The organism is Gordonia sp. KTR9, from assembly GCF_000143885.2.
Lineage (GTDB): Bacteria > Actinomycetota > Actinomycetes > Mycobacteriales > Mycobacteriaceae > Gordonia.
This window is the reverse complement of the sequence record NC_018581.1, coordinates 1,277,127-1,298,808: the sequence shown is the minus strand read 5'-3', so window position 1 is coordinate 1,298,808 and position 21,682 is coordinate 1,277,127. Positions and strand designations below refer to the sequence as shown.

General features: G+C 69.3%; 20 protein-coding genes, 1 pseudogene and 1 riboswitch. Of the genes and pseudogenes, 11 read left to right on the top strand and 10 right to left on the bottom strand.

What is annotated here, in order from left to right; genetic code table 11:
• Nucleotides 1–17 precede the first annotated feature (17 nt).
• Nucleotides 18–2,243, bottom strand: a complete 2,226-nt coding sequence (locus tag KTR9_RS06635; protein ID WP_238554061.1) for an outer membrane protein assembly factor BamB family protein — start codon at nt 2,241–2,243, stop codon at nt 18–20.
• A 596-nt stretch (nt 2,244–2,839) separates the two neighbouring features.
• Here KTR9_RS06635 and KTR9_RS06630 point away from each other — a divergent pair.
• Nucleotides 2,840–4,015: pseudogene (locus KTR9_RS06630) on the top strand (HNH endonuclease).
• A gap of 202 nt (nt 4,016–4,217) precedes the next feature.
• Here the strand turns inward: KTR9_RS06630 and KTR9_RS06625 are convergent.
• Nucleotides 4,218–4,799, bottom strand: coding sequence for a phosphatase PAP2 family protein (locus KTR9_RS06625; RefSeq protein ID WP_014925750.1), 582 nt, complete (start codon nt 4,797–4,799; stop codon nt 4,218–4,220).
• Nucleotides 4,800–4,909: 110 nt separating this feature from the next.
• On the opposite strand from KTR9_RS06625, the gene KTR9_RS06620 reads away from it, so the two are divergent.
• Nucleotides 4,910–5,632 carry a hemerythrin domain-containing protein gene (locus KTR9_RS06620; RefSeq protein WP_014925749.1) on the top strand — a complete coding sequence of 241 codons (723 nt, stop codon included), beginning with the start codon at nt 4,910–4,912 and terminating at the stop codon, nt 5,630–5,632.
• A 19-nt stretch (nt 5,633–5,651) separates the two neighbouring features.
• Here KTR9_RS06620 and KTR9_RS06615 read toward each other — a convergent pair whose 3' ends face one another.
• Nucleotides 5,652–6,791, bottom strand: a complete 1,140-nt coding sequence (locus tag KTR9_RS06615) for an acyl-CoA dehydrogenase family protein (protein WP_010844322.1) — start codon at nt 6,789–6,791, stop codon at nt 5,652–5,654.
• Between the two features lie 118 nt (nt 6,792–6,909).
• On the opposite strand from KTR9_RS06615, the gene KTR9_RS06610 reads away from it, so the two are divergent.
• The gene (locus KTR9_RS06610) at nt 6,910–7,503 is read left to right on the top strand and encodes a TetR/AcrR family transcriptional regulator (RefSeq protein WP_010844323.1); all 594 of its coding nucleotides are present in this window, start codon (nt 6,910–6,912) and stop codon (nt 7,501–7,503) included.
• Here KTR9_RS06610 and KTR9_RS06605 read toward each other — a convergent pair.
• Together KTR9_RS06605 and KTR9_RS06600 are read right to left on the bottom strand one after the other, a co-directional pair.
• Complete coding sequence (locus KTR9_RS06605) at nt 7,463–10,246, bottom strand: sacsin N-terminal ATP-binding-like domain-containing protein (RefSeq protein WP_014925747.1); 2,784 nt, start codon at nt 10,244–10,246, stop codon at nt 7,463–7,465. The two genes, KTR9_RS06610 and KTR9_RS06605, sit on opposite strands and share 41 nt — an antisense overlap.
• Nucleotides 10,247–10,263: 17 nt before the next feature.
• The gene (locus KTR9_RS06600; protein ID WP_010844325.1) at nt 10,264–11,070 is read right to left on the bottom strand and encodes a DUF3027 domain-containing protein; all 807 of its coding nucleotides are present in this window, start codon (nt 11,068–11,070) and stop codon (nt 10,264–10,266) included.
• An 87-nt stretch (nt 11,071–11,157) separates the two neighbouring features.
• On the opposite strand from KTR9_RS06600, the gene KTR9_RS06595 reads away from it, so the two are divergent.
• Complete coding sequence (locus KTR9_RS06595; protein ID WP_014925745.1) at nt 11,158–13,179, top strand: MFS transporter; 2,022 nt, start codon at nt 11,158–11,160, stop codon at nt 13,177–13,179.
• A complete protein-coding gene (locus KTR9_RS06590; RefSeq protein ID WP_014925744.1) occupies nt 13,176–13,688 on the top strand; it encodes a DUF2771 family protein in 513 nt (170 codons plus the stop codon). The genes KTR9_RS06595 and KTR9_RS06590 overlap by 4 nt, the downstream gene beginning before the upstream one ends.
• Nucleotides 13,689–13,706: 18 nt before the next feature.
• Here KTR9_RS06590 and KTR9_RS06585 read toward each other — a convergent pair whose 3' ends face one another.
• Complete coding sequence (locus tag KTR9_RS06585; protein WP_004020198.1) at nt 13,707–14,120, bottom strand: cold-shock protein; 414 nt, start codon at nt 14,118–14,120, stop codon at nt 13,707–13,709.
• 228 nt (nt 14,121–14,348) lie between these two features.
• On the opposite strand from KTR9_RS06585, the gene KTR9_RS06580 reads away from it, so the two are divergent.
• The 5 genes from KTR9_RS06580 (at nt 14,349) to KTR9_RS06560 (ending at nt 17,539) form a co-directional block, all read left to right on the top strand.
• On the top strand, nt 14,349–14,558 hold the full coding sequence (locus KTR9_RS06580; RefSeq protein WP_010844328.1) for a hypothetical protein: 210 nt from the start codon (nt 14,349–14,351) through the stop codon (nt 14,556–14,558).
• 5 nt (nt 14,559–14,563) lie between these two features.
• Complete coding sequence (locus tag KTR9_RS06575; RefSeq protein WP_010844329.1) at nt 14,564–15,109, top strand: flavin reductase family protein; 546 nt, start codon at nt 14,564–14,566, stop codon at nt 15,107–15,109.
• A 13-nt stretch (nt 15,110–15,122) separates the two neighbouring features.
• Nucleotides 15,123–16,211: a GTP 3',8-cyclase MoaA gene (gene moaA, locus KTR9_RS06570; protein WP_014925742.1), complete on the top strand. Its 1,089-nt coding sequence runs from the start codon at nt 15,123–15,125 to the stop codon at nt 16,209–16,211.
• A gap of 11 nt (nt 16,212–16,222) precedes the next feature.
• Complete coding sequence (locus KTR9_RS06565) at nt 16,223–16,471, top strand: MoaD/ThiS family protein (protein WP_014925741.1); 249 nt, start codon at nt 16,223–16,225, stop codon at nt 16,469–16,471.
• A gap of 257 nt (nt 16,472–16,728) precedes the next feature.
• Nucleotides 16,729–16,912: riboswitch (cyclic di-AMP (ydaO/yuaA leader) on the top strand.
• 6 nt (nt 16,913–16,918) lie between these two features.
• Complete coding sequence (locus KTR9_RS06560; protein ID WP_010844332.1) at nt 16,919–17,539, top strand: transglycosylase family protein; 621 nt, start codon at nt 16,919–16,921, stop codon at nt 17,537–17,539.
• A 165-nt stretch (nt 17,540–17,704) separates the two neighbouring features.
• On the opposite strand, the gene KTR9_RS06555 is transcribed toward KTR9_RS06560, so the two are convergent.
• The 4 genes from KTR9_RS06555 to KTR9_RS06540 are packed head-to-tail and all read right to left on the bottom strand — an operon-like array spanning nt 17,705 to nt 19,422.
• The gene (locus KTR9_RS06555) at nt 17,705–18,151 is read right to left on the bottom strand and encodes a molybdenum cofactor biosynthesis protein MoaE (RefSeq protein ID WP_014925740.1); all 447 of its coding nucleotides are present in this window, start codon (nt 18,149–18,151) and stop codon (nt 17,705–17,707) included.
• Entirely contained in the window at nt 18,148–18,639 is a 492-nt protein-coding gene (locus KTR9_RS06550) for a MogA/MoaB family molybdenum cofactor biosynthesis protein (RefSeq protein ID WP_014925739.1), read from the bottom strand. Before KTR9_RS06550 ends, KTR9_RS06555 begins: the two co-directional genes overlap by 4 nt.
• A complete protein-coding gene (moaC, locus tag KTR9_RS06545) occupies nt 18,632–19,144 on the bottom strand; it encodes a cyclic pyranopterin monophosphate synthase MoaC (RefSeq protein ID WP_014925738.1) in 513 nt (170 codons plus the stop codon). Before moaC ends, KTR9_RS06550 begins: the two co-directional genes overlap by 8 nt.
• A 5-nt stretch (nt 19,145–19,149) precedes the next feature.
• A complete protein-coding gene (locus KTR9_RS06540; protein WP_010844336.1) occupies nt 19,150–19,422 on the bottom strand; it encodes a hypothetical protein in 273 nt (90 codons plus the stop codon).
• 101 nt (nt 19,423–19,523) lie between these two features.
• Between KTR9_RS06540 and KTR9_RS06535 the strand changes: the two genes are divergently transcribed.
• Nucleotides 19,524–21,677 (top strand): protein kinase domain-containing protein, encoded by a 2,154-nt coding sequence (locus KTR9_RS06535; RefSeq protein WP_014925737.1) that lies wholly within the window; start codon nt 19,524–19,526, stop codon nt 21,675–21,677.
• Nucleotides 21,678–21,682: the final 5 nt, after the last annotated feature.

Sequence of the window (21,682 nt, the reverse complement as noted above, 5' to 3'; positions counted from 1 at the left end):
TGGGCTGCCGGTGTACCTCATTTCCAGTACACGGTGCTCCGCTCCGGACCCGCCGTCGTGCTGACCAGCTTCGCGAAGCAGTTGTCGGGACCGAATCCCTGCGCGCGACACCAGTTGTTGGCCTCCACCGGCCCCGGGAAGGTCGCCGCGGCCACCGTCACCCACCAGCCCCGGTACGAGAACACCGGCCACTCGTCACTCCAGAGGAGCCGAACGTCGTTGAACCGCAGCCGGAGTGCCAGGAATTCGTCGAGGATCGCCGGATCGGTCCAGGTGCGTCCCTCGGCCACGAGACCCGGTCGTTTGGAACTCAGCTGCGCGACCCACCGGTTGTTCAGGTTCGCCAGGATGAAGGCGCGATCGGCATCGGCCTGCAGACGCAGGGCGCCGACACTGCTCGCGGTCACGTCGGCGCCGGCCGGGAACGAGGGGCCGGTGGCGGTCGACGACGCCGAGGTCCCCGACCGGGGTGCCGTGAGCTTCGGCGGGGCACCGGGGGCCGGGCCCTTGTCGCAGTCGACGAGGTACCGGCCGGAGTCGCCGGTCGTGTCCGCGCCCTGCGTATCGAGCGTGTCCGGCAGCCGGAAGAAGCTCCCCGGCGGGTAGGTCAGTTCCATCGTCAGCGCCTCGCCCGCTCCGTCGAGCGATGGCACCGCAACCGGTGCGCGCCGGAAGTCGAAATTGCCGGACGCGACGATGCCGGTGCCGTCGGTGATGGTGATCCGGGTCTGCGGTCCGTACAGCACGTCGCCGCCCGGGCACTTCGCGGTGACCTTCATGGTCACGCCCAGCCCGCCCGCCGACGTCCGGAACGACTGCGGCGTGAAGACCGGGGGCAACCCGCACGGCGTGACGTACTCGGCTTCGTCGCCACCGGCGTCGTCGTCGCCGCGGGTCGTTCCGGGGACGATGGCCGACGGCCCGGTGGGTGCGAACCCGGTGATCGTGGTCGCGGTCATGGTGATCAGCCGATCGCCGACGGCGAACGTCAGCACCGGACGCGGCTCTGTACTGCCCGCCACCGGAACGTTGCCGATCGCGTCCGCCGACAACGACCACACCGGAGCGCCACCCACGAGATCGAGGGCCGTCACTCCACCATCGAGCGCGGGTGCCACGAGCCGTTCGCCGTCGGTGACGGCGTGGCCCGAGTACGTCGAGGTCGAACCACTCGACGACGTCCACAGTTGCTCTCCCGACGTCGGATCGAGAGCGACGTAATCGCCGGACGCCCTGTTGAACACGACCACCTCACGGTCGTCGGCCAGCACGATCCGAGACCCGAACCGGTCGATGTCCGTCAGGGCCGTCGACCACGTACTGGTGCCGTCCTCGCGGTTCACGTACAGCCCGTCCAGCAGGAATCGACCGCGCTGCCCGGGGGTGGCGACCGACGGCACGATCGCCGATTCTCCTGGCAGGTCCGAGACGGCGCCGTCTCGGCCCACCACCCTCACCCGCTGGTCGGACATCGCCATACCGGACACCGTGGCCGTCTCGAGCGCCAATGATCCATCGCCGAACCGACCGATCTCGCCTTTCCCGGCGCCGGCGATGATCTGGTGTCCGTCATCGGCGGACACGACGAGTGTCCGGAGACCGGCTGACGCCACGACCTCGTCGGTGGCGGTGAACTGCGACGAGTCACCGCTCCCCAACGCAGGTTCGGGTAGCGCGGTCAACCTACGCGCCCATTCCGTTCCCGACTCAGTGATCTTGTGGAAGACCACCGAATCGTCTGCCGCGTACTGAGTCATGAACGCGGCCTCACCGTTGAACGCAATCTCCGTGGACTGCGACGGTGCATCCACGCTGGCGAGCACTGCGCCGTTCCGAGTGTCGAGAAAGTGGACCTCTCCGTCTCCGACACAGGCGATCCGGTGGTCGACGATGGTGTCGGCACATCCGCTGACGACTTCGTCGAACTTCCAATTCGCGCCGGTACGGGTGTTGACGCCCACTACACGATGCGCGCTTCCGACGCTCGTGAACTTATCGCCGACGATGGTGACGAGGGTTTCACCGTCGGTGACACCGCCCGGCGCGCCATACCGTCCTTCGGACCCTTGCGGTGACAGAAAGCTCGTGCCGCCCAGCGAACCCGCATCGATGCTCCAGGCGGGACTCGGCTCGCTGGGGAACGAGCCCGTGAGCTGACCGGCCACGAGGTCCGGCGCGGCATCGGACCCGCCACCCCGCGACGACTTCCACCACACGACGCCCCCCACCACCAACGCGAGCACACAGACCAGCGCGATGCCCGTGATGAGGTATGCAACGCGGTTGGACCGTCGGGGGTGCGGCGGGTACCCGGGGTGGGGATATAGAGCTTGGAGATATCCGGGCGGCGGGTAACCCGGGGGCGGGAAGTTCGGGGGCGGGTAACCCGGCGGCGGGTAACCGGCCTGGGGGATATGCCGGCTGCGGTCCGGGATACCCGGTTGGACCCGGCGCCTTGTCCAGCGGCACGCCGGGGACCACCGTCGGGCGAGCGGGCTGGATCGACGTCGGCGGTTCGTCCCCGTGGGGCGATCCGGACGTGTTCGCATCATCGTCGGGAGGCCCCGGATTCGACATCCGTCCAGTGAATCCCAGTCCCCGCCCCGTGACTGTCCCCCGCCCGGAGGAATCTGGTCTGTCAGGACCGCGCCCGGTGACGAGCGACGCGGGGCACATTCACCACTGTTCGACCGATTATCCGAAACGGATGTGACTGGAGTTCACCTCTGTCAACGGTTTACGCACAGTCGACGATATTCGACGCACAGTCGACGAAATCGCCTGCACAGTCGAAGATTTCGCGATCCCCGACTTGTGGAAACTCCTCGAAATCGAACGGATGTTCCTGTACCTTGGAGTCATGCCAGAGCTCACCACCCTCCTCGATCAGCTCATCGAGACCGCACCGCCCGCCGACGACCTCACGGGCACAGCAACATTCGACGCGTTGAACGTGCTCCGGTTGATACGCAACATCGTCGATCACCAGATCGTCACCCACACAGCACAACTCGACGAGCTCGGCGTCGCACACAAGGCAGGTGGCACCACCCGGCAGCTCTTGATCGAGATGGGACACGCACCCGCAGTGGCCTCACGGATCACGCGCAGTGTCGACGGCCTACCCAACCTGCCCGCGCTAGGACGTCACGCCGCCGACGGACGCCTGTCATCCGAAGTCGTCTGACGCCATCGTCCGCGGAATGTCGCACATCGACAAACGCTGTCCCGACTGACTTTCCAACACCGATAAGAGTTCGTACGCGATCGAACTCATCGGCCAAGCACTCTCCGGCGCGACACCAGCACAAGTACTCGAACACGCCCGCACCATCGCCAGCATCCTCGCCGACGCCACCGACGACGGCCGCGTCGACATCCGCGCCGACCTGACCTAGACGGTCGGCGAGAAGTTCCTGGCGATGATCGACGAACGCTCCTGCCCACGACCCGAACCCGACGGCGCAGACGACCGACGCACCGCCGAGCAACGCCGCGCAGATGCCTTCGAGTTGATCCTCGATCAGGCTGCTCTCGGTGCGAGCATCGACAGCATCGGCTCCCCGCGTACCCAACTCATGCTCACCATCCCCGCCGCCGGCGCCGACCCCGCCACCCTGCCCTGGACGATCTCGGTCAGCGATCCGTCGCACGCGAGCTGCTTGGCGGTGGCGAGGGTGTTCCACTACAGATGGGACACACCCGGCGGTTGTTTCCCGCCCACCCGCGCAAAGCCGTGATCATCCGCGACCAATGCTGCGTCAAATGCGGTGCGCCGCAGTCGCATACACAGGTCCACCACATCGAGCACTGGGCCGACGGCGGTCCCACCGACCTCGACAACGGGTGCCTGCTCTGTCAACGCTGCCACACCCAAGTCCACCACCACGGCTGGGACATCGTCATCGGCTACGACCGACACCCCTGGCTCATCCCACCCACATCGATCGACCCACGGCGCCGTCCGTTGCCGGCTTACAACCGACGCACCATGCGACTCGACGCAGCCGCCTGACACCCGCCGATCACACTTTCGCGTAGCACCTTCCGCACCCGAACACCTCGGGACCGCAACCGTCCTTTGACAACTCCAGAGCGAACCGAGGTTGGCGTTCAGGCCAGAAGGCGATGACGACGATCTCGGGGCCGAACAAGCAAGGGGCAGTTTGAGTCGCATGTCGGATCGAACTGCCCCTTGCTGAAGATGGGGCCATGACCTATTGCAGATCCTCGGCGGGACCGCCGTAACCGCGCCGCGCTTCGTACCGGAGAAGTATCCACGTGGACAGCGCAACCCAGATCGCGCCGAACAACCATCCCGAGATCACGTCCGTGGTCCAGTGCACGGCCAGTTGTATTCGGGTGAGGCCCACGAGGATCGACAGCACGGGCGCGATCGCCAGGATCCAACGATGTGACCGCACCCAGGTGGAGCAGCGGTACGCCGCGACGGCGAACAGGCCGAACACGACCATCGTCATCATCGCGTGCCCCGACGGATAGGAGAAGGTGTCGATGTTGAGCAGGCGGTCTTCGACGGGCGGCCGGTCCCGCGCGAACGAGTATTTCAGTGCCTGCATGACCGCATAGCCACAAAGCACTCCGGCACCCACGAAGACGGCGTCGGCCCGGTGATGGGTCACCGCGAGCGCGATGACGACCACACAGGTCAGCGCCGTCATCGTCACGGTGTTGCCGAGCAGCGTCAGCACCTCGGCGATCGAGATCCACGGCTCCGAGCGGTTCTGGACGACCCAGTTCAGGATGTTCTCGTCGATCGTCGCCGGAGAGATCAACATCCCGTCACCCTAACGGCGTCACCCAAGTCGCCTTCAAGTGCGTCACAAGCGGCACGGCCGACTGTGGTCATCGAATCAGCCCGACCCCCGTACCGATGAGGACACCGACGATGACCACCCACCCCGCCCGCTCCACACACCCGATCCAGCTCATGCTCCCCGGGCAGGCCGCCGCGCCCGAAGGCCCGATCGACCCGTTCATGATGTACGTGCTCCACCACGGCTTCCGGCGCGACCTCGCCGACTTCGCCGCCACCGTCCCGGTCACGCCCATCGACGACGCGGGGACGTGGCGCGCGCTCGCGCGGCGATGGACGATGTTCGGACACGCGCTGCATCACCATCACGTCGGCGAGGACTTCGAGTTGTGGCCACTGCTGCTCGAGCGCTGCGACACCACCGAGCAAGCCGTACTCGCGGCCATGGAGTCCGAGCACGACGAGATCGATCCGCTGCTCGAGGAGTGCTCGGAAGGTTTCGCGCGGATGACCGGGCACGCCGACGACGCGACCCGCGCGGCACTCGCGGACGCGCTGCGGCGGGCCGAGGCTGTTCTCGGCAGGCACCTCGCCCACGAGGAGACGGACGCGATCGCGATCGTGCAGCGCCGGATGACGCCGTACGACTGGAACGCCTTCGAGGAGAAGATGGCCAAGCGGGCGGGTCTGGCGGAGACCCTGCGGACGAGCCCGCTGATGGCAAAGGGATTGGCGGGGCCCGATCGGGACGCGGTGTACGCCCGCATCCCCGCCGTCCTGCGGCTGATGATCGCACTCGGCGGACCGAAGTTCCGTCGGCTCGACAACCGGGCGTTCTCCTACAACCCGCGCTGATCACCGACGTCCGCGGAGCTCACCGCGCCAGCGACCGTCCGATGACCAGTCGCTGGATCTGGTTGGTGCCCTCGAAGATCTGGGTGATCTTGGCCTCGCGCATGTAGCGCTCGACCGGGAAGTCGCGGGTGTAACCGTATCCGCCGAACACCTGGACCGCGTCGGTCGTGACCTTCATCGCGGCGTCGGTGGCGACGAGCTTGGCGGTCGCGGCAGCACGCGTGTAGTCGATTCCGGCGTCGCGACGGCGAGCCGCGTCGAGGTATGTCGCGCGGGCCGAGTCGACCGCGGCGGCCATGTCGGCCAGCACGAACGACAGACCCTGATGATCGATGATCTTGCGGCCGAACGCGGCTCGTTCCTGCGCGTAGTCGACGGCGGCGTCGAGCGCGGCCTGCGCCAGACCGGTGGCCACCGCCGCGATGCCCAGGCGCCCCGAATCCAAAGCGGAGAAGGCGATCTGAAGTCCCTGCCCCTCCGACCCGAGCCGGCGCCCCTCCTCGACGAACGCACCGTCGTACGAGGCGCCGGTCGTCGGGACCGCGTGCAGGCCCATCTTGTCCTCGGGCTTGCCGAAGGTGAGCCCGTCGGTGTCGCGGGCGACGAAGAAGCAGGACACGCCCTTGGAGCCCTCACCCGTGCGGGCGAAGACGTTGTACACATCGGCGATGCCGCCGTGGGTGATCCACGCCTTGGAACCGGTCACCGTGTAGCCGCCGTCGGTGGGCGCGGCGCGACATGCGAGAGCTGCGGCGTCGGACCCGGCCTGGGGTTCGCTGAGACTGTAGGCGCCGATCAACCTGCCGTTCAGCAGGTCCGGCAACCATTGCTGTTTCTGCTCGTCGGTACCGAAGTTGAACAGCGGATGGCAGGCCAGGCCGTGGACACTCACTGCCACGGCGACCGCGGCCCAGCGCGCACCCAATTCCTCCAGCACCTGGAGGTAGACCTCGTACGGCTGGCCGCCGCCGTCCCACTCCGTCGGGTACGGCAGACCGAGCAGTCCCGCCTCACCGAGTTCGGCGAACAGCCCGTCGGGATACCGGCGGTCCTTCTCGTACTGGTCGACGATGGGCGCCATGCGCTTGTCCGCGACGTCGCGGACCAGCGCGATGAGGTCGCGCGCCTCGTCGTTGGGTAGCAGGCGATCGACCGGCATCACAGACCTCCAGGGAACGGCAATTGATAGCCAAACTAGTACTCAAGTCTTAACCACAGTACTATTTCGGCATCGGGGCGTACAGCCGACCGCCACACGTTGCGCAGAAGGAGCGAGCATGCCGACTCAGGGTTTCGCGACCCGGCGCCGGGCCGCGTTGTTCGACGCACTGCTTGAACTGATCCTGCGCGAGGGGTTCGCACACCTGTCGATCGGCTCCATCGCGGCCGAACTGCGATGCTCGAAGTCGACGCTCTACACGCTGGCGGCCAGCAAGGAGCAGCTGGTCACCGCCACCGTGACGCACTTCTTCCGCACCGCGACCGAACAGGTGGAGTCGCGCGTCGCGGCGTCGTCGAGTCCGCGCGACCGGGTCATCGTCTATCTGGTCGCGGTCGGTGAGGCACTCGCACCGGCGTCCGAGGCGTTCATGCGCGACCTCGACGCCTTCGGTCCCGCCCGCTCGCTGTACGAACGCAACACCGCGGCAGCGTCGTCGCGCGTCCAGGCGCTCATCGCTGACGGGGTGGCGGCGGGCGAGTTCCGCAACGTCGACGCCGCGTTCGCCGCCGACCTGGCGTCGTCGATGATGAGCCGGATCCAACGGCGCGAGGTGTGGGCGGCCACCGGCCTCGACGACGCGGCCGCCTATCGGCAGCTCGCGTCCATCCTCACCGCCGGGATCGACGCCGGCGACGCTCGAGGTGCGTGACACCCGCGGCGTCGACCCACCAGTCGACCCGAACCTCACGATCGATGTCATTGCCGCGCAGCGTGATCCACAGTTCGTCGTGTAACCGGGCCTCGCCGCGCGGGACCTCGGCGCCACGGACGGCTCCGAAACGCACCACATCGGGGTGCGCCCAGCCGACCGCCTCACCCGGTGCGGACACCGCCGTCGAGTACTCCTCGCTCGCGAGCGGCAGATCCAGCAGCGTGCCCAGGAGGTCGGCGTCTGCGATGGTCACCGTCGGGCCGGCGAGCACGCACTCGTCGTCGGCGAGCGCCTGGAGGAACCAGGGCCGGTCGACCACGACCGCGCGATCGTGCGCCCGACCGGACAGTGTCCGCACCCGCTCCGGTACCTCCACATCGTGCGGGTCGACGGCTCCGCGCCGGCACGCGGCGACGACGGCGGCATGAATCGACACCGCCGCACCCGGACTGATCGCCCGTTCCCGATCGCCGAGCCGGGTCAGCAGCAGCGTCGCGTCGTCGGCGGAGTCGGGTTCCAGTCGGGCGAGGGCGCCGCCGAGTTCGTCGGCGTGCGGGTGGTCGAGTGGGTCGATGACGCCTTCGAGGACGTCATCCGACGGTGATCGGTACTCCCCCAGCAGCAGACCGTCGACCTCGGCATGGCGTCGTAGCCACCAGGCGGTGTAGCCCGCGCGGTCGGCGAGCAGCGGCCGGATCCGATCGTCGGTGGCCAGCATGGTCAGCGCCGCCGGCCAACGCCGGTCGTCGACCAGATCGAGATCCCGCACCGCGCTGAGCTTCTCCGGAGCATCGGCGAGGGTCTCCCACCAGTCCTCCTCGTCGGGCAGGTCATGGTCGGGCGCGACGGGAAGGTCGTCGTCGACGACGACGAAACCCCACCCGACGCCGATCCGACGCAAGTGCTCGGCACCGCACTCGGCGACCACCTCTGCGTCGACGACGCCGAACGGGTGATCGTCGACCAGGACCTCGAGCAGCGGACTGCCGGGCAGCAGGAGTTCATCGGCCGGACGCAGCTCGCCGTCGGCGTCGAGCAGGGCGAGCGCCGACAGCCACGACGGCACCGGCGCCTCCGGGTCGGCCGCCAACACCGCGCAGACCTCGGCGGCCAGCCCGTCGTCGGCCGCCTCGAAGTCGACGTCCTCGACAAGACTGCGCAGCGCCGGATCCCCGACCGCCTCGGCCACCGTCAGATCCGCGACGCCGAGTCGCGTCAGCAACTCGTGGCGGGCCTCGGGATGCACGGTGGGAATCCACCGCATGGGCGTCGAGATCCGGTCACTGACGAACAGGCCGCGCACCCCGATCGCGGTCCTGCCGTCCGACCTCGGGATGGGCAGGGCCCCGAGTTCCTCGACCTCGCGCCCGGTCGACACCAAGGGGGCCAGGGCGTCGTACAGGTCGTGCCACCACGAGGGTTCGCGGTCGACGCCGACGAGCCGTTCGGCCAGTTCCGCCAGCCCGAGTTCCGATACGCCCAACCGACCGAGCGCCGGGAGATGCTGTGCCAGTGAGAGATCCGGGTGGACCAGGTCGCCGAAGAGTTCACCGAGTATCTCCGCGAGCCGATCGGTCAGGCCCACGAGCATCACCGCACGCGGTGGCATCAGGTCCGCACCCGCGGCCGCCGGAAGCCATGCGGCGTCGCGGAGTTCGCGCCGCACCGCCTCGATCAGACGCGCATCGTCGGGATTGCGCGCCAGATGCAGCTCCGGGACCAGGCGCACCCTGCGCGACGGTTCGACGAGCCGGATCAGATCGACGTAACCCGCTGCCGCATCGCCGATCTCGGCGCGCGGGTGGAGATGGCGCCGGTCCGGGGTGAGCGCGAGGTCGGTGATGCACCGGCACGGCAGGCTGAGTTCGATGTCGGTCGGAGTCGGCGCGCGCAGGACATCTCCGGCCGGCCCCGGCTCACCGTCGGCGTCGACGAGCCAGCGCGTACCGCCACGAGCGACCTCGAGCCAACGACGTGTCGACGGCAGGTCGGTCGAGGCGGGTCCGACGACCGACACCGTGGTCAGCACCGACTGCGCGGCATCGTCGTCGACGTCCGGGCCCGCCGACCGCTCGGCCGACACCTCGACCTCTCCGACGGTGATCCGTTGCAGCGCAGTCAGTTCGACGACGAGGTCCGGCGCCTGGGCCAGCATCGCCTCGAGGAGCGGACCGGGGTCCTCGCGGAGGTGAAGCACCACCTCGGTGTCGAAGCCCGGTGCCGGTTCCCGGTCCGTCGGCCACACCAACCGGAGCACCGGCACGTCTGATGCGGCACCGAGGGTGATGCCTGCGGCTCGCGCGGCCTCCAGCGTGGCGGACCGATCGAAGACCACCGACCCACTGCGCGAACGTATCTCGACACGATCGGCGACCGTCGCGGTCGCGGTGAACCCGACGCCGAACCTCCCGATCTGCCGATCACCCGGATCACCCGACGTCTTCGCCGACACCCGCAGCGCGGCGAGTGAACGCACCCCCGCATCGGTCAGCGGGGCGCCGGTGTTCGCGACGTGCAGTTCCGCACCGTCCACCCACACCGCGAGCCGACCTGCGATGCCGGCCGCCGACGCGGCGTCGGCGGCGTTCGCGGCGAGTTCGGTCAGGAGCCGATCCCGATATCCGACGGTCACCAGATCCGACTCGGCGGCCGCATCCTCGGCGAGCCGGGTCGGCGACGCCGCCCATGCATCCAGCGTGGAGGACCGCAGCACCGCGGTGTCGAACGGGTCGTCGCTCACGGTCGGGGCGCGCCGGATCAGGTTCGGGCCGGTTCCGCGTCCCGGGAGATCGCGACGACCTCGATCGCGCCGTCGTCGTAGGCGTCGTAGGCCGGCGACCCGTCGCCCTTGGGCCCCTGCACATCCGAATGCGCACCGCACCCGTACTCGGCCGAGACCACGCGCCCGTCGGCGGCCAGTTCGTTGGTGCACGCGCCGAACCCGGCCCGCAGAGCACCCGCCAGCGGAACGTAGAAGCCGCACGTGCAGCAGGGATACGGCGCGGCCTGGGCCATCTCCGAGCCGGGGCCGAAGTCGCCGTCGTACCAGCGCTGGGCGGCGTCGGCGCGCCCTTCCGGGCTCAGCAGTCGCTTGCGACCGAGCCCCAGCTCGCCCGCGATCTGACCGATGTCGTCGGGGTCGACCGAGTCGGACTCGAAGCGGAACTCGTCGCCGGTGTCGATCTGATTCGGCACCAGACGCGGGTCGTCGGGTTCGGCGGCAAGCAGATCGCCCGGTGCGAGGTCACCCGACGCGACACGCTCGGCCCACGGCACCCACGGCGGCGCGAGCAACGAGCCGTCGCCGGGAAGCAACACGACCTCGCTGAGCGTGATCTCGTCGCTGCCCGGGGAACCCGCCAGCACCACGCACCACTGCCACCCCCGGTAGCCCGCGAGCTCGGCGTCGAAGTAGTGCGCGGCTGCCCAGTCGCCCTCGGCAACACTGCGCCGATGGGCGCCCGGCCGCTGACCTTCGTCGAGCAGCGCAGCACGCGCGATGTCGACGGCCGCCAGGAGCCGTTCGCCGTTACCGTGCCGTTCGCCGTCACCAACCTGAGTCACTGCTCCAGTGTGCAATATCGCCGACGTGTGCCACACAACCGACCCGCTTCAAGCGACCACAGCCGGAGATGAGGAACAATCGTCAGCGTGATCCCACGGAGTTCCCGACACGACGAGGGGCGCGGGGCCCCCAGGGGTCCCGCGAACCAGCATCCCCATCAGCCGCCGCCCGACGACCGCGCACGACGCGCCGCGCAGCACCCCGGTTCGACCAACTATCCGGTCGACGAGACGCGACAGATGCGCACCCGGAGACCGGCACCGGGATGGGGAGAGCCACCGGCCGGCCCCGGTCCCGGCCGCAACGCCTACCTCCCCCCGCCCACCCACAATCCGCACCTCCCGCCGCTCGACGACCGCGGCCGTCCGCCGTCGGAGGACCAGACCCGCGCGATGCCGGCCGATCACGGGCCCCAGAACGGTTCGGACCAGACCGGTTCGGCCCGGGCACCGAAGAAGCTGACGGTGATGCGGGTCGCGGCGATGCGCAGCCGCGAGCTGACCGGCAAGGGACTCGGCAAGATCCACCGGGCGGCCACCGCCGACGGCGCCGACCAATCGGGCCTCACCGCGCTGACGCTGCCGGTGATCGCCAACTTCGCCGCCGACGCCGCGATGGCCGTCGCGCTGGCCAACACGCTGTTCTTCGCCGCCGCGACGGGTGAGTCGAAGACCAACGTGGCCCTGTACCTGGCGCTGACCATCGCGCCCTTCGCATTGATAGCTCCCCTGATCGGACCCCTTCTCGACCGGCTGCAGCGCGGTCGCCGGATCGCCATGGCCACGACCTTCGGCCTACGGGTCGTCCTGGCCCTGTTGATCATGTCCAACGTCCAGTGGAACGACGTGACCCAGCAGCTGGAGTACGACCCGTGGGTGCTCTATCCGTGCGCCCTCGGCCTGCTGGTGCTGTCGAAATCCTTCGGCGTGCTCAAGTCGGCCGTCACCCCCCGGGTGGTGCCGCCGACCATCGACCTGCCACGGGTCAACTCCCGGCTGACCACCTTCGGCCTGATCGGCGGCACGATCGTCGGTGGCGCGGTCGCCGCGGCCATCGAATTCCTGCTCGGCCAGATACTCCCGCTGCACCTGCCGGGCGCCATGGTGTGGCTGGCCGTGGTCGCCGCGGCCGGCGCCTACCTGTGTATGCGCATCCCGTCGTGGGTCGAGTCCACCGAAGGTGAGATCCCGACGACCCTCTCCTACCACGGCGAGCCCGCGCGGTCGGCCCCCGGCGACACCGATCAGCCGGCGAGCGCCCGGGACGGCGCCAAGATGATCGCCGCCAAGATGCGCCAGCCGCTGGGACGCAAGGTCGTCGCGGGATTGTGGGGCAACGGCACGATCCGCATCCTGACCGGCTTCCTGACACTCTTCGTGGCGTTTTATGCCAAGGCCCAGCAGGGCGACGCGTCGGACTGGACCCAGCTGCTGCTCCTCGGTGCGGTCGGTGCCGCCGCCGGCGTCGGCAACTTGATCGGCAACGGCATCGGGACCCGCCTCGAACTGAAGAACCCGCCGAACATCGTCGTCGGCGCAACCGCAGCCTGCTTCGTCGTCGCGGTGCTGGCCGCCGTCTTCGGCAACATCGCCGCGGCCGCGGTCGCCGCCCTGGTCGCCTCGGGAACGAGCGCGATCGGCAAGGTCTGCCTGGACTCCTCGATCCAGGACGACCTGCCCGACGAGTCCCGCGCCTCGGCGTTCGGTCGGTCGGAGACGGTGCTGCAGTTGTCGTGGGTGTTCGGCGCCTCGCTCGGGGTGCTGTTGCCGCCGACCCTGTGGATCGGATTCACGGTCGTGTCCGTGCTGCTCGGCCTCGGGCTGCTGCAGACCGTGATGACCACCCGCGGCAAATCACTGGTCCCCGGTCTGGGCGGTCGTCGCCCCGACCATGCCGCGCCGACCGTGGCCTTCCGCGCGGCCGGTGCGCGGTCGGACATCCGGCCCGGCCCGGCCGACGCCGAAACCACACCGCACCCCCAGCGTCCCTCGACCGCCCGGATGCCCACCCGGACACCGTCGACCGCTCCCTTCGAGAATCGGGGTGAGCGCCCGTACAGCCACGGCGATCACCCCCCGCACAACCAGACAGGACAACGCCGTCAGTGATCAGCAGTGGTGAGAAGAAGGCTCTGTCGATCATCGCGATCGTCGTCGTGCTGTTCGTGGCGGTGGTGGGGACATCGGTGTTCCTGCTGACCCGCAACGCAAGCTCCGACGACCAGCCCTACCTGCACGTCGCGGTCGGCGACGAGTTGCACACGGTCGATCCGCGCTGGTGGTGCGATCTGATGCTGACCGAATGCGATCCCGAGATCACCGCGCCGCGCGAGACCGCGGCGGTACCGGTGCCGGTGAATTCGACGGTCATGCTGACCGTCTCGAGTGAGATCGCGCAGGGCCCGTGGAACCTGGCGGCCGTCTACCAGACGCCCCGCGGGCTCGTCGAAGACGAGCAACCGCAGGGATCGGACAGCACCTACACGCTGACGCTGCGATCGGTACCGGACCGGGTCCTGATCGGATTCACCGTCATCTCCGCCTCGGCGCGGCTCTCCCCCGCCGACGAGGTCCTGCCCCGCGGTGAACTCGCGGTCCAGACCGCACCGGACGCCTAGGTCCTCAGGAATCGGTCCTCAGGAATCGAGCTCCCGCGCGACCGCACGCACGACTTCGGAGATCCGCTGCGCGGTCTTGCGGTCCGGGTAACGGCCCTTGCGCAGGTCCGGCTGGACCTTGCCCTCCAAGAGGGTGATGAGGTCGGCGACCATGCCGTGCAGCTCGTCGGGCGTGTGCCGCTTGACGTCCTTGCGGGCGGCCTCGCGCACGTTCTTGGAGACACTGGGAGCGGGCTCGAGCACCTTCACGCTCAACGCCTGCGGTCCGCGACGACCGGCGGCCATGCCGAACTCGACGCGCTGTCCCGGCTTGAGCGCCTCGACGCCGTCGGGCAACGCTGCCGAACGGACGTAGACGTCCTCACCGCTCTCCTGGGAGAGAAAGCCGAAGCCCTTGTCCGCGTCGTACCACTTCACCTTGCCGGTCGGCACTGTGCTCACCCTCATCTGTACTAGAACTGTCGAAAAACGACCCGTCACGACAAAAGACGCCGTCACCCATCTCGGCGGTCCGACGGCGAATGCCGCGCGAGCCCAGACGGATGCAAGGCGCCTGCTGCGACCATCCTAGCCAACGCCCCACCCCGAGGTCACACCATTACCCGGCGGACGCGCATCGCGCGGCGTCGGACCGATCGCCGTTGCACTACCGTGGCAGGTATGCAGAAGACGTCGTCCCCGCGATTGCTGCAGGCGGCCGGGGTTGTGTTCGGAATCGGAATTCTGGCGGTCGTGGCGTTGTTCCTCACACCATTGGTGACCGACGGCGACACCGCGCCGACCGCCGTCTACCTGCTGACCATGTGCGCACCGCTGGGATTCATCCTGGGCCTGGTGTACGCACTCCGTGCCGGACGCCGAGCCAGGTGAGGACCGTGACCACAACCATCGACACCACCCCCGACCTCTCGCCGGTCTCCGATGGGCGGGCGCTGCGCGATGCCTACAGTTGCTTCCCGTCCGGCGTCGTCGCGGTGTGTTGCGAACGACCCGACGGGGATTCGACCACCCTCATCGGAATGGCGGCCAGTTCGTTCACCACCGTCTCGCTCGATCCGCCGCTCGTCTCGGTCTGCGTCCAGAACACCTCGACGACCTGGCCGCGGATCCGCACCGCACCGGCGATCGGGGTCAGCGTGTTCGCCGGCGACCAGATCGAGCTCTGCAAGCAGCTCGCGGGATCGTCGGAGCACCGCTTCGACGGCATCACCCCGTTGAGCACCGATCGGGGCGCGGTCTTCGTGCCCGACGCCGCCGCGCACCTGTCGTGCACGATCCACAACGAGATCCAGGCCGGCGACCACACCGTCGTGCTCCTGGAGATCGAGTCGCTGCGCGCCGATCCCGGCGTCGAACCCCTGGTCTTCCACGCCAGCACGTTCCGTGCGCTCGAGGCACGGAAGGATCCCACCCGGAAATGAGTCTCTGCGCAGCATGAACACCGTCGGCCTCGGAATCCCATCGCCTGTGTCCCCGCGGGACGCAGCGGCTTCCGACGCGCCGGCCGAGGGTCCGCTGCGCGACACGTTCGGCCGGGTGGCGAAGGATCTCCGGGTCTCGGTCACCGACCGCTGCAATCTGCGTTGCTCGTACTGCATGCCCGCCGAGGGCCTGGACTGGATGCCCACCGACCAGGTGCTGTCCACGGACGAACTGATCCGGGTGCTGACGGTCGCGGTTCGCGACCTGGGTATCGACCGCATCCGGTTCACCGGCGGTGAACCCTTGCTGCGGCGCGATCTGGAGGACATCATCGCGGCCGTCGCCGGCCTCCCCCAGGCCCCCGAGATCGCGATGACCACGAACGGACTCGGACTGCCACGACGGGTGGCGAGCCTGGTCGACGCCGGCCTCGACCGCATCAACATCTCGCTCGACACCATCGACCCCGCCCGATTCGCCGAGATCACCCGGCGAGACCGGCTGACGGACGTGCTCGACGGCCTGGCGGCGGCGCGCCGCGCCGGACTCGACCCGGTCAAGGTCAACGCCGTCGTGCCCGCCCGCGCGGATCTGGCGGGCGTTCCGGACCTGCTCGCGTACTGCCTCGAGCACGGCTACGAGTTGCGGATCATCGAGCAGATGCCCCTCGACGCCGACCACGCATGGCAGCGAGCGCAGATGGTGACCGCCCGTGAGATCCTCGCAACGCTGCGTGAGCGCTTCACCCTCCTGCCCGATCCCGCGCCGCGCGGGAGTGCTCCGGCCGCCACGTGGCTCGTCGACGGTCACCAGGGATCTCACGGGCCCGCACGCGTGGGGGTCATCGCGTCGGTCACCGAGCCCTTCTGCGGGGACTGCGACCGCACCCGGCTCACCGCGGACGGGACGCTGCGCAACTGTCTGTTCGCGACGTCGGAAACCGATGTCCGCACCGCTCTGCGCACACTCCCCGACGACGAGATCGACGCCGCGCTCGCACACCTGTGGCGCGGCAACATGTGGGCCAAGGCGGCCGGTCACGAGGTGAACGCCGCGGGCTTCCGGCAACCGGACCGACCGATGTCGGCGATCGGCGGCTAGGCTCGCGTCCGATGCAGCTCACAGTCCGATTCTTCGCCGCCGCGCGCGCCGCGGCCGGCGCCGAGGAGAGAGTCGTCGAGATCGACCCGACGACCACCCTCCGCGTCCTGGAAGAGACCCTCGCCGCCGGAAACCCCTCCCTCGCCACAGTTCTCGAACGCTGCTCGTATCTGCGCGACGAGATCGCGTTCTCCGATCGAACGCGCGCACTCGGCACGTGCACGACACTCGACGTTCTCCCGCCGTTTGCCGGTGGCTGACGCCACACCGGGCTTGTGACCTTTGTCACATAACGGTGGAGTAACAGGATGGGCACGGGACGGCCACTAACCCGTTGAACTGGGATGACGCCCAAAGTGGGTCGGAAGACCCGGATCCGGGCCGAAAATCGCTTGCGTTCAGCCAGGTGATTCAGTCCAACGAACGACGTACTGTACGAAGCGTCCTCCTCGGAGGTCACGACACAGCAACCAAGACATAACGTCCCACCGGCCGCGCCGAGCCTCGTTCCGCCGGTGGGAACGACAAGCAATCTAGGAACGAGGACGGGGGACCCAACCTCATCCCCTGAGACCGGACACCACACCAGGTGTCCTCGGGGTTAAGTCCCGGAAGCCGCGGCGACCACCGCGACGACCGGGGCCGAGCACCTCTCGCTCGAACCCGACAGCTGACTTCGTAGGCGCGTGGAGAGAGGAAACACATACATGTCCGGACGTCATCGCAAGCAGACGACCAGCACGGCCGCCAAGACCATCACAAAGGTCGCCCTCACCGGCGCAGTCCTCGGCGGCGGAGCAGCCCTCCTGGGCACCGGTACCGCCAATGCGGCCACCGACGCCGAGTGGAACCAGGTCGCGCAGTGCGAATCCGGTGGCAACTGGGCCATCGCGACCGGCAACGGTTACCACGGCGGCCTGCAGTTCTCGCCGAGCACCTGGACCGGCCACGGCGGCGGCGAGTTCGCCCCGACCGCAGACCAGGCCTCCCGCGAGGAGCAGATCGTCGTCGCCGAGCGCGTGCTCGGATCGCAGGGCAAGGGCGCCTGGCCCACCTGCGGCACCGGTCTCTCGGGTTCGACCCCGCGCAGCGCGCCGACCGACACCCCGCGTGAGATCGCCCCGGTGCTCCCCGGCGGCAACGGCAGCGTCGACCTGGCCAAGACGACCGACGACGTCGCCAAGCAGGTCACCGACGCCCTCACCGAGGCCGGCGTCAGCCCCGAGATCAAGAACCTCTGGCAGGCGGCCAAGGACAGCGGTGTCTCGCTGAACCAGGACCAGATCAAGTTGTTCAACGACAACAAGCACCTGCTGCCCAACCCCTGATCCGGGACACAGACGAAGGGCCCCGCACGATGAATCATCCGTGCGGGGCCCTTTTCCAATGGTTTCGACAAGCTCAACCAGCGGGGGTCGGCTCAACCAGCGGGGGTCAAGCTCGACCAGCGGGGGCCAGGCTCGACCAGCGGGGGTCAGGCTCAACCAGCGGGTCTATGCCGAATTGACCCACTCGTCGGTGCCGTCGTCGAAGAACTGGTGCTTCCAGACCGGCAGCCGGGACTTGACCTCGTCGACGAGACGCGAGCAGGTCTCGAACGCCGCCCGACGATGGTCGGCGGCCACCGCGACCACGAAGGCTATGTCGCCGATCGCGAGGTCGCCGACCCGGTGGGAGACGGCGACCGCACGCACGCCGTCGACCGCTGAGACCTCCTCGACGACGTCGGCCAGCACCTTCGTCGCGGTGGGATGCCCGGAGTAGTGCAGGGCGGTCACCCTTCGCCCGCCGTCGTGGTCACGGACGGCGCCCACGAAGCCGACCACCGCCCCGGCCTTTCCCTCGGCGGCAGCGGCGACCATCGCCTCGTGGGCGGCCAGCGTGATCGGCTCGTCGACGACAGCGGTGAGCACCACGCGGGTGCCGGCGTCTCCGGTCATCGGTGGTCGCCTCCGCGAATCTGATCGAGTGCGTGGTGGACGACGCCGGCGAGCACGCCCAGCCCGTCGCGAACCCCGCCGGTCGAACCGGGCAGGTTGACGACGAGCGTCCTCCCGGCCACCCCGGCGAGCCCGCGCGAGAGGACGGCGGTCGGCACCTTGGGCAGGCCGGCCGACCGGATCGCGTCGGCCAGACCCGGGATCTCGACGTCGAGGAGCGGCCGGGTCTGTTCCGGAGTCCGGTCGGTGGGCGTCAGACCTGTTCCGCCCGTGGTGATCACGAGGTCGACCTCGGCGTAGATCGCGGCGCGGACGGCATCGCCGACCGGTGGGCCGTCGGCCACGACGTCGCATTCGTCGACCCGGAAGCCCTGCTCTGCGAGCCATGCCTCGATGATCGGGCCGGACCGGTCGGCGTAGACACCGCTGCTGGCGCGGTTCGACGCGACGACGACACGCGCGACGCGTGGTGTTCCCGGATCAGTCATCGGCCGGGTCAGCCGGGTCGCGGTACCAGTCGCCCGACTTGCCTCCGGTCTTGGCGAGGAGGCGGATACCGTCCATCTGCGCGCGTCGGTCCACGGCCTTGACCATGTCGTGCAGTGTCAGGCCGGCGACGGCGACCGCGGTCAGCGCTTCCATCTCGACGCCCGTCTGACCGGAGGTGGCCACGGTCGCGGTCACCTCGATCGTCTCGGCACCGATCGCGAAGTCGACCTCCACCGACGACAACGCCAACTGGTGGCACAGCGGAATCAGCTCGTCGGTCCGCTTGGCCGCCATGATCCCGGCGATGCGCGCCGTGGCGAGCACATCCCCCTTGGGCAGCCTCGACTCACTGAGGAGGCCGATCACCTCGGCGGTGGTGTGGAACGTGCCGGCGGCGACAGCGCGACGCTTCGTCGACGGCTTGGCCCCGACGTCGACCATGCGGGCCGATCCGGAGGCGTCGAGGTGGCTCAGCCGGGAGCCGCCGTCGCCTCCGGTGGGCATCGACGTCAGCGGTTGACGACGGTCTTCGACTGCACGAACGGCAGCTCGTCGACCGGAAGCGGGAACTCGGTGTCGCCGAACGGCGACAGCGCACCGGAGATGTGGGTCGCGAGTTCGGAGACGGCGTGCTCGGCGGCGTCACCGTTGTCGTCCTGCGGCCAGCCGTTGTCGACGTAGTGCTTCTTGCGGCCACCGGACTTCACGACTCGGCCGGTGCCGGCACCCGCTTCGCCGGGGGTGGATGATTCAGCGCCAGATTTGTTTGCCACGTCGAGCATTGTGCCATGTCGTTCGGATGAACAAGAGCCGTGTCAGGGCAGGACGGCCGTGGGAGGGGCTATCGTCGTCGCAACACAGGTCACGCCACCAGGAGACGCCCATGGCCGCCCAGCCAGTCCAGGTCGCCGGCTACCCGGTGATCACGCGGTTGGGCAGCGGTGGAATGGGCACCGTCTATCTGGTCGAGAACCCCCAACTGCGTCGGCGCGAGGCCCTCAAGGTGATCTCGATCGCCGAGACCGTCGACGAGGAGTTCGCGCGGAGGTTCAGCCGCGAGGCGCAGACCGCGGCGGCGCTCGACCACCCCGCCATCGTGACGATCTATCACTACGGCGTCACCGACGGCGACCCCTGGTTCACGATGACCCACCTCGACGGGCGCGACCTCCGCCGCGCCTCGCTCCGCCCGGACGAGGTGGCGACCGTCGTCTCCCGGGTCGCCGACGCGCTCGACTACGCACACGAGCACGGCGTGATCCATCGCGACATCAAACCCGGCAACATCATGGTCACGCGACGTGCGATGGACGACGCCCTCGACCGCGTGGTCGTGCTCGACTTCGGGATCGCGAAACTCACCACCGCCACCACGTTGACCGCGCCGTCGTCGTTCGTGGGGACCCTCGTCTACGCGGCGCCGGAGATCCTCGACGGCAAACCGGCGGGCCCCGCGTCGGATCAGTACGCCCTGGCCTGCACGGCCTACGAATTGCTCTCCGGCACAACCCCGTTCGACGCCGACACGCAGACGCGCCACATCGTCGCGAAGCTCACGACGCGGCCGGCGCCGATCAGCACCCATCGACCCGGGCTCGCCGCGCTCGACCCCGTCTTCGACCGTGCGCTCGCGCGCGGCCCGCTCGACCGGTATCCCACCTGCCGCGCGTTCGCCGCGGATCTGCACGCCGCGCTCGACCGGGCCGGCGCCGACGACCGACCACGCGCTCCCCTCCCGGCGACGCAGGTCATCCCGCCGCGATCGCCGGCGGACCCGACCCTGGCCTGGGGCTCCACCCCCACGCCCGCCCTGGCACCTCCCACTCCCCCGCCCCCGACACCTCCGGCGCGGACAACGGCGCGCCGGCGCCGGTGGCCGCTCGCCCTGGCCGCGGTCGTCGCGGTCGCCGTGCTCGCGGCCGTGGTCGCCATCGGCGTCGTCACCCTCGGCGGCTCTGACGACGGGGCCACCACTGATGCCGCGTCGTCGCCCCTGGCTGCCACGGACGCCCAGGCGCAGCTCAGCGCCGGTCTCGGTACCACGTGTTCGATTCGCGACGGGACCGCGTACTGCTGGGGCGACAACGCCGCCGGCCAGATCGGCGACGGCACGACCGAGACACGCCAGACACCCACGCGGGTCGCCGATCTCAGCGGCGTCACCGCGATCAGCACCGGTGGCCCCAACAGCTGCGCGATCGCCGAGGGCGTCGCCTACTGCTGGGGCAACAACGACTACGGGCAGGTCGGTGACGGCACGACCGACGCGCGCCTGACGCCGACCCGGGTCGCCGACCTCGCCGACGTCACCGCCATCTCGACCGCCAACTGGGCCACCTGCGCGATCTCGGCGGGCGCGGCGTACTGCTGGGGCACCAACGACTTCGACCAGCTCGGCGACGGCTCCACCGCCAACCAGTACCGACCGGTCCGCGTCGCCGGCCTCGACGACGTGACCGCGATCAGCGTCGGCGTGAACTTCGCCTGCGCCGTCGCCGCGGGCGACGCCTACTGCTGGGGACTCAACGACAACGGGCAGGTCGGCGACGGCACGACCACCAATCGGGTCAGCCCGACACGGGTCGCCGACCTGGACGGCGCGACCACGGTCTCCGCCGGCGCCGCCACCGCCTGCGCGGTCGCCGGGGCGAGCGCGTATTGCTGGGGCAACAACGACTTCGGGCAGCTCGGCGACGGCAGCACCTACGGTCGCCGCACGGCGACGCCGGTGACCGGCCTCGGCGAGGTCGAGTCCATCAGCACGGGCACGTCGAACACCACCTGTGCACTCGCCGGGGGCGTCGCGTACTGCTGGGGCGCCAACGCCTGGGGATCGGTCGGCGACGGCACGCTGACCGACCGTCCGGCGCCCACCCGTGTGCGCGAATTGTCGGATGTGAGTGCGGTATCCGCCGGCGAGCGGACCTCGTGCGCGCTCGCGTCGGAGTACCTCTGGTGCTGGGGTTTCAACGCCACCGGGCAGCTCGGCGTCGGCGGCACCGACGACCGTCCGACCCCCACGCAGGTCACGTTCTGACGACG